Source organism: Pseudomonadota bacterium (genome assembly GCA_023229365.1).
Classification (GTDB): domain Bacteria; phylum Myxococcota_A; class Polyangia; order JAAYKL01; family JAAYKL01; genus JALNZK01.
On sequence record JALNZK010000064.1, the window covers coordinates 22,651 to 30,523 of the forward strand.

6 protein-coding genes and 4 tRNA genes are annotated in these 7,873 nt (G+C 68.9%); 6 read left to right on the top strand and 4 right to left on the bottom strand.

Annotated elements, in window-relative coordinates:
- Positions 1–2 precede the first annotated feature (2 nt).
- From M0R80_20565 to M0R80_20580, 4 genes are all read right to left on the bottom strand, one after another.
- Positions 3–1,127 carry a DUF3524 domain-containing protein gene (locus M0R80_20565; protein ID MCK9462031.1) on the bottom strand — a complete coding sequence of 375 codons (1,125 nt, stop codon included), beginning with the start codon at positions 1,125–1,127 and terminating at the stop codon, positions 3–5.
- Positions 1,128–1,130: 3 nt separating this feature from the next.
- Complete coding sequence (locus M0R80_20570; GenBank protein MCK9462032.1) at positions 1,131–1,991, bottom strand: hypothetical protein; 861 nt, start codon at positions 1,989–1,991, stop codon at positions 1,131–1,133.
- The gene (locus M0R80_20575; GenBank protein ID MCK9462033.1) at positions 1,988–4,780 is read right to left on the bottom strand and encodes a valine--tRNA ligase; all 2,793 of its coding nucleotides are present in this window, start codon (positions 4,778–4,780) and stop codon (positions 1,988–1,990) included. The genes M0R80_20570 and M0R80_20575 overlap by 4 nt, the downstream gene beginning before the upstream one ends.
- Before the next feature lie 68 nt (positions 4,781–4,848).
- On the bottom strand, positions 4,849–5,703 hold the full coding sequence (locus tag M0R80_20580; protein MCK9462034.1) for a Bro-N domain-containing protein: 855 nt from the start codon (positions 5,701–5,703) through the stop codon (positions 4,849–4,851).
- A gap of 111 nt (positions 5,704–5,814) precedes the next feature.
- On the opposite strand from M0R80_20580, the gene tyrS reads away from it, so the two are divergent.
- The 6 genes from tyrS to M0R80_20610 form a co-directional block, all read left to right on the top strand.
- Positions 5,815–7,050, top strand: coding sequence for a tyrosine--tRNA ligase (tyrS, locus tag M0R80_20585; GenBank protein MCK9462035.1), 1,236 nt, complete (start codon positions 5,815–5,817; stop codon positions 7,048–7,050).
- Between the two features lie 235 nt (positions 7,051–7,285).
- Positions 7,286–7,358 (top strand) — tRNA-Thr (locus M0R80_20590).
- A gap of 30 nt (positions 7,359–7,388) precedes the next feature.
- Positions 7,389–7,472: transfer RNA gene (locus M0R80_20595), tRNA-Tyr, on the top strand.
- A gap of 66 nt (positions 7,473–7,538) precedes the next feature.
- Positions 7,539–7,611 (top strand) — tRNA-Gly (locus M0R80_20600).
- A 56-nt stretch (positions 7,612–7,667) separates the two neighbouring features.
- Positions 7,668–7,740: transfer RNA gene (locus tag M0R80_20605), tRNA-Thr, on the top strand.
- A 47-nt stretch (positions 7,741–7,787) separates the two neighbouring features.
- The coding region (locus M0R80_20610) for a GTP-binding protein (GenBank protein MCK9462036.1) at positions 7,788–7,873 on the top strand (86 nt) is incomplete at its 3' end.

Genomic DNA, 7,873 nt, shown 5'->3' on the forward strand with positions numbered 1-7,873 from the left:
GATCACCGTTCCCGCGATTCTGCGACGTTCGTGAGCAGCTCCCGGAACCGCGGCCCCAAGACAGGCCAGGAAAATCGCTCCATCTCCAACCACAGGTCGGCGTTGGCGGCGCGCACGGCTCCCGGGTCGCGCATCAACTTGCGGAGCGTCCGCTTGAGGTGCCCGCGGTTGTCGTAGAGGCGTCCCTCGCCCTTGTCGCCGAGGAGCTCCGGGTACGAGAGGCGGCGGGGGAGGAGCGGCGCGCAGCCCGCGCGGATCGCCTCGACGACCGAGAGGCCGAACGTCTCCTGGTAGGCGGTGGAGACCACGACGTCCGATGCCGCGAGCGCCGCGGCGTAGGCGTCCCCCTCGAGACGGCCCCACTCGACGATCCTTTCGCCGAGCGCGCCGCGCGCCTTCGCCATGGCGGGTGGAAGATCCGCCGACGGATCACCCAGCGCCGCGAGCTCGAACTGGAGGCCCTCGCCGGCGAGGTCGACGAGCGCCGCGAACAGGTCGTCCGGGTTCTTGTCGTGGTCGAAGCGGTGCGGCCAGACGATTCGCAGAGGTCTGCCGCGGCGGTCTTCGCGTCCAGCTCTCGCCGCGTCGAGCTTTTCGGTCTCGATGCCTGGCGGCAGCACGTCGGACTTCTCCTCGAGCGCCTCGATCGCCGCCGCGGCGTCGACGCTATCCTCCCGCGCCGCGTACTCGAGCGCCGCCTCGAAGAACGCCGCGCGCTGGTGGTGCGAGCTGAAGACGCAGCGCGACGCCGCGAAGCACGAGAGCAGGTTGATGCCGCCGAACTCCGGATCGCCCTTCGCGCGGCCGCGCCGCCGCGGGTACGTGAGCTGGTTCTCGTGGAAGTAAAGGACGACGGGTGTGCGCGCCGCGATCCTGCTCGTCGCCGCGAGCCCCGGCAGGTTCACGTAGTCGGTCGCGAGGAGGACGTCCGGCGCGGGATCGAGCGCGTCGAGCTCCTCGGCGAGGCGGATCGCGGCGAGCCGCATGCGCCACTGCCACGATCGCGCGGGGAGTCCGACGACGTCGCACGCAAGCCCGATCCGGCGCGCGATCCCGTCCGCGAACGCGGCGTGGCTCCCGCCCAGCCACGGCTCCACCACGGCGACGCGCGGCGGCCTAGGCGGCACGGCTCACTCTTTGCGCCGCGGCGCGTACTGGCCGCGGGTGCAGCCGAGCGAGGCCGCGACGGCGCGCTCGAGCCTTCCGCCGAGGTCGCGCGCGCGGGTCAGCGCGGCGCGCAGCTCGTCGAACGGCGAGCCGAGATCGCAACGCACCGCGACGGAGATGCCGGGGTTCGCCTCGACGGCGGTCACCGACGACTCGAGCAGCGCGCGCGATAGGTCGGACGTCGGCGCCGCGGCGGTCACGAGGACGGCCAGGCCGGAGAGGTTGACGAACAGGAGCCACGCGTCGGGATCGGTCGGGGCCCGCATCGAGCGGCCGAGCAGCGTGATGCAGCCGTTCCAGACGGCGAGGACGCGGGATCCGTCGAACGCCTCGGCTCCCGCGAGGCCGAGCCGGAGCCGCTCGACGATCGCCACGGCGAGGGCGGCCTCGGAGGCGCCCTTGGAGCCCTCGGGCGGCGGCTGCGCTGCGACAGGACCCATGCCCAGCGCGCCGAGCGCGATCTCCGCTGCGAGCAGGGCGCGCTTGCCGTCCGCGCAGTCCGGCGCCGTTGGGTAGAGCGCAAGCATCTCGGCCGCGGCCTCCGCCGCGAGCGGGCGGGCGGCGCCCCTCGAGAGCGCCTTCACCGCCTCGGCCGCCGCCGCTCGATCCGGGCGCTCGGCGATGTGGCTCAAGGCGATCACGGCGCGGTCCGAAGGGTCGGTGCCGCCCTTCGCCTCCGCCGCGAGCCGGGCCGCCGCGTAGTCGCCGCGACCCAGGAGCTCCTTCGGATCGGGCGCGGAGCCCTGGTCCTGGGCGGCGCCGCACGCGAGGCACGCCGCCGCGGCCGCGAGGCAGGCGAACGACCGTGCGAGCCGGCCCGTCATGCGCGCCGCACCTCGTCGAGCCGCGCGATCGCCTCGGCGATCTTCGCGAGCCGGGCGAGCGCCTCCTCCTTGCGCTCGCGCTCCTTCGCGACGACCCCGGCAGGCGCCTTGGCCGTGAACCGCTCGTTCGATAGCTTCTTGTCGGCGATCTCGATGTCCTTCGCGGCGCGCTCCTTCTCCTTGGCGAGCCGCGCCGCCTCCGCGTCGAGGTCGATGAGCCCCTTGAGCGGGACGAGCAGCTCCGCGCCGCGGATCACGCCCGTGGCCGAACCGGGCGGCCTCCGCGCGTCGGCGCCGATGATCGCCGCGCTCTCCACGCGAGCGAGCGCCGCGAGCAGGGCGCCGCTGCCGGAGATCAGCGCCGCGAGCTCCGCGTCGTCCGTCCGCACGATCATGGAGATCCCGCGCGACGGCGCCAAGGCGAACTCGGAGCGGATCGCCCGCACCGCGTTGATCACCTCCTGGAGCCGCGCCGCAGTCGCACACGCCGCGGGGTCGAGGAGCCCGTCGGCCGCTGTCGGGAACCTCGCTGTCATGATCGAGTCCGGGGCTCCCGGCGGGTGGGGCAGCTCCTGCCACAGCGTCTCGGTCACGAACGGCATGATCGGGTGGAGCAATCGGAGCGACACGTCGAGCGCGTGGCGCAGCACCTGCCGCCCCTTCTCCCGGGCGGCGTCGTCGCCGCCGGACAGGACCGGCTTCTGCAGCTCGATGTACCAGCTGCACAGCTCGTCCCAGAAGAAGTGGTAGAGCGCCTGGGTCGCCTCGCCGACGCGGAACTCCTCGAGCCCCCGCCCGACCTCCTCCGCCACCTCGGCGAGCCGCGAGAGGATCCAGCGGTCCGCGAGCGTCGCCGGCTCCGGCACCCCGTCGACGGGGGTCATCCCCTCGAAGTGGGGCATCGCGAACCCGAGCGTCGCCTGCCAGATCTTGTTGCAGAACTTCCTGTACCCCTCGACGCGATCCACGGAGAAGCGGATGTCCTGGTCCTGCCCGGTGTACGCCGCGAGCGTGAACCGGAGCGCGTCCGTGCCGCACTCCGAGAAGCCGCCCGGAAAGCGCTCCTTCTGGTACCGGATCGCGCTCTCGATCTCCGCCTGCGGCAGCGTCAACGTGCGCGTCTTTTCGATCATCGCGTCGAGAGTGATGCCGTCCATCACGTCGATAGGGTCGATGACGTTGCCGCGCGACTTGGACATCTTGTTGCCGTCCTGATCGCGGACCATGGGGTGGAGCAGCACCTTGCGGAACGGCACGTCCCCCATGAGCGCGAGCCCCATCATCATCATGCGCGACACCCAGAACGTGATGATGTCGTAGCCGGTCTCGAGCACCGACGTCGGGTAGAACGTCTCGAGCGCGCGGGTCTCCTCGGGCCAGCCGAGCGTGGAGAACGGCCAGAGCGCGGAGGAGAACCACGTGTCGAGCACGTCCTCGTCCTGGCGGATGGCGGTCGCGCCGCACGCACCGCACGCGGCAGGATCCTGTCGCGACACCGTCACCGCGCCGCATTCGCAGTACCAGGCGGGGATGCGGTGGCCCCACCAGAGTTGGCGCGAGATGCACCACGGGAGCTTCGCCTCGAGCCAGTCGTAGTACCTGTGCTCCTGGTGCTTCGGGACGAACTCCGTGCGGCCCGCGCGCGCCGCCTCGATCGCCCGCGTCGCCATCTCCCGCGTGTCGACGAACCACTGGAGCGAGAGCTTCGGCTCCACGACGGTGCGGCACCTTTGGCACCGGCCCGGCGCGTACTCGTGATCGGCCCGGCCGCGGTGGAGCCCCTTGTCGACCAGCGCGGCCTTCACCCTCTCGCGCGCCACGAAGCGGTCGAGCCCCGCGAACGGCGCGCCGTTCTCGTTCAGGACGCCCGCGTCGTCGAAGATCTCGATGGACGCGAGGCCGTTGCGCGAGCCGCACAGGAAGTCGTTCGGGTCGTGCGCCGGCGTCACCTTGACCGCGCCCGTGCCCTTCTCCGGATCCGCGAGGATCGGATCACCGACGATCGGGAACGTGCGATCCTGAAACGGGTGCCGGACGTGCCTCCCTATCAGGCCGCGGTAGCGCGGGTCGTCCGGGTGGACCGCGACCGCCGTGTCGCCGAGCATCGTCTCGGGGCGCGTCGTCGCGACGACGATCTCGCCGTCGCCGTCCGCGAGCGGGTACGCGAACGACCACATCTCGCCGGGTTCGGGCTTGTCGCGATCGACCTCGACGTCCGAGAGCGCCGTGCGGCACGACACGCACCAGTTGATGAGCCGGTTGTCGCGCGAGATGCGACCCTCCTCGTAGAGCCGCACGAACGCCTCGCGGACCGCGCGGGACATCACCTCGTCCATCGTGAACCGCTCGCGCGCCCAGTCGACCGACGCCCCGAGCCGCTTGTGCTGCTCGGTGATCCGGTTCCCGTACTGCGCCTTCCACTGCCAGACGCGCTCGACGAAGCGCTCGCGGCCGATGTCGTGGCGCGAGATCCCCTCCTTCCGCAGCTGCCGCTCGACGACCATCTGCGTCGCGATCCCGGCGTGATCCGAGCCGGGGAGCCAGAGCGTGTTGCGGCCCTGCATGCGGCGCCAGCGGATCAGCATGTCCTGGATCGTCGCGGTGAGCGCGTGGCCCATGTGCAGCGCGCCCGTGACGTTGGGCGGCGGGATGACGATGCAGTACGGCGGCCTGTCGGAGGTGTCCGCCGCGGCGAAGAAGCCGCCGCGCTCCCAGAACTCGTAGATCGGCTTCTCGATCGCCGACGGGTCGTACGCCTTGGGCAAGGGACCATGGAGCGGCTTGGGCATCGCAACCTCCTCGAAGCGTGGAATCTACGGCACCGGGTGAGCCGCGACAAGGGGAGTCGGCGCCTCTGTTATTTTTCGCGATGAGCTTTTCTGGCGGTCAGTCTCCGCCGCCTCTCGGGCTCTTCCAGGAAGTTGTCGCGAGTCGAGACCTTGCGGCCGCTCCTCTTCTCCAGATCGCGGCGGGCGTTTCCCGCGACCGTGCCGCCTTCCCGCGCGACCCGCTTGTTCGGCAAGAACCCCTGCGCGTCCTTCTTCCGGGCGATTTCCGTGGTTGACGCCTCGCCGAGCATCGTGAAGATGAGCTCGAGATCGGTCATGTGGTCGCGGAGATTGTCGCCCGGGTTCGCCAGCGACTTGTGCTCGCGGTATTCCGACGGCGTCATCCCGAAGGTGGCCCTGCTGATCTCGGCCGTGAGGATGGCGTACTCGACCTGCTCCTTGACGCCGCGTTTCTTCCATTCATCGGTCAGCTCGTCGCGCACGGCGATGCCGCGCATCCGTTTTTCTATCCAGGCGTCGGAGTAGCCCTTCTGGCGGTAGATCTCGCGCATTCTCTGCGAAGCGATTTCCGGGTTCTCGATCTCCTGGAGCCGCTCGTGGCCCACCTTGGCCAACCACAACTTGAACGGCTCGGCCTTTGGCGACGGAACCGACTGGATGAGGCGCAGGAGCTGCTCCGCGTCCGCGGCGCCGGTCATACGCTGTTTGCCGTCCGCGGCCGTCATCTTGAAAGCGTGACAATTCGTCACGGTTTCATTTCCCTCTTTCTTAAGGCGTTCCTTGAGCTTTCTCCAATAGGCGGCCGGATCGATGCTCTCCGAGAGGATCCCGACGACATCGACGATGGCGAAGTACCACTTCCCATCCTCTTCGTTCCAGACTCGACGGACCTTCTTCTCCTCGAACAGAACCAGGTCGGCCATGCGACGCTCCCTTTTGAAACGAATCGACAGTACCTCCGCTCAGTCCGGGTGTCGACATCCGGATCCGAGCCTCTTTGACGCGGCCCACGCGTTCGGCTAACGTGCAACGCCATGAGCGAGAACGTCTACGACACCCTCAAGCGGCGCGGCTTCGTGAAGCAGTGCACGGACGAGGGCGCCGTGCGCGCGCGCTTCGAGGAAGGCCCCGTCACCGCGTACATCGGGTTCGATCCCACGGCGCGCAGCCTGCACGTCGGCAGCCTCGTGCCCATCATGGGGCTCGTGCACCTCGAACGCGCCGGCCACGCGCCGATCGCGCTCGTCGGCGGCGGGACCGGCCTCATCGGGGATCCGTCCGGCAAGACCGAGCAGCGGCAGCTCCTGACGCGCGACGATCTCCGCGCGAACTTCGACGCGGTGAAGAAGCAGCTCGGGCGGTTCCTCGACTTCGGCGGCCGGGCGCGGGCGGTCGACAACGCGGAGTGGCTCGAGCCGCTCAACTACGTGACGTTCCTGCGCGACATCGGCCGCCACTTCTCGGTGAACAAGATGCTGTCGTACGAGGCGTACCGCCTGCGCATGGAGAAGGGCCTGAGCTTCCTCGAGTTCAACTACCAGATCTGCCAGGCGTACGACTTCCTCGTGCTTTACCAGCGGTACGGGTGCGCGCTGCAGATGGGCGGGGACGACCAGTGGGGCAACATCGTCGCGGGCACGGATCTCGTGCGGCGCGTCGCGGGGGCCGAGGCGCACGGCCTGACGTTCCCGCTGCTCGCGACGGCGAGCGGCGAGAAGATGGGCAAGACGGCCCGCGGCGCGGTTTGGCTCGATGCCGAGCTGACGACGCCTTACGAGTATTTTCAATACTGGATAAACGTAGACGATCGTGATGTCGCGCGATTCCTGCGGTTGTTCACCTTGCTCGAGGAGGGCGAGATCGCGCGCTTTTCGGCGCTCGAGGGCGCCGAGATCCGCGAGGCGAAGGCGGCGCTCGCCTTCGAGGCCACGCGCATCTGCCACGGTGAGCCGGCGGCCGTCGAGGCGCGGCAGGGGGCGCTGGCGGCGTTCTCCGGGGGCGGCGCCGTCGACGCCATGCCGACGACGGAGCTCGCGCGATCGCGCCTCGCGTCGGGCGAGGGCGTCCGCGCGGTGGACCTCTTCGTGGAAGTCGGATTGTGCGCCTCCAAGGGGGAGGCGACGAAGCTGTTCAAGAGCGGTGCGGGTTGGGCGGGTGAGCGCGCGCTCACCGACCACATGTCGGGCATTTCCGCAGAAGACTTCACGGACGGTCAGCTCGTCCTGCGCGCCGGCAAGAAGAGGCGCCACCGGATCACCCTCGGTGATTGACGCCCGGAATCGTAGATAACCTCTCGAATAGACGCGCGAATCGGAATTGGCACAATTTTTTTAAACGCGCGCCAATTATTTGTTGACTTTGAGGGGGGTGGCCTCTATACATACCGCTCGCTTCGCGGGCAAGCGCGTCGAGTGGTGCACCTTGTCTTCGAAAAGCGGGCTTTCGGGGAACCGGCCTCGGGAGCGGTTGTTTGAAATGTGCGGCCTGTCGTTTCGGCGCGATTAGGCTGGCGTAGCTCAATTGGCAGAGCACCTGATTTGTAATCAGGCGGTTGCGGGTTCAAGTCCCATCGCCAGCTCGAGCGCCGTCGGCTCTGTAGAGCTATCATGGCGGGATTCCCGAGCGGCCAAAGGGAGCAGACTGTAAATCTGCCGGGCTACGCCCTACGAAGGTTCGAATCCTCCTCCCGCCACCCGAGGGAGCCGGCGCTGCACCGCGAGGTGCCTTCCGGCTGCGCGTGGCGACGGGCGACGCTTGGGCGGGAATAGCTCAATTGGTAGAGCATCAGCCTTCCAAGCTGAGGGTCGCGGGTTCGATCCCCGTTTCCCGCTCTGCTCCCGGCGGCGGTGTTCCGAGGGAAGCGGAGGTTGAGAGAGAGCGAGTCCAGGCCCACGTAGCTCAGAAGGTAGAGCACCTCCTTGGTAAGGAGGAGGTCACCGGTTCGAATCCGGTCGTGGGCTCTTGAAGACATGGGCCTCGGTGAGTGGGCCACACAAGGAGCTTTGTCATGGCGAAGGAGAAATTCGTAAGGAACAAGCCGCACGTGAACGTGGGGACGATCGGGCACATCGACCACGGGAAGACGACGCTGAC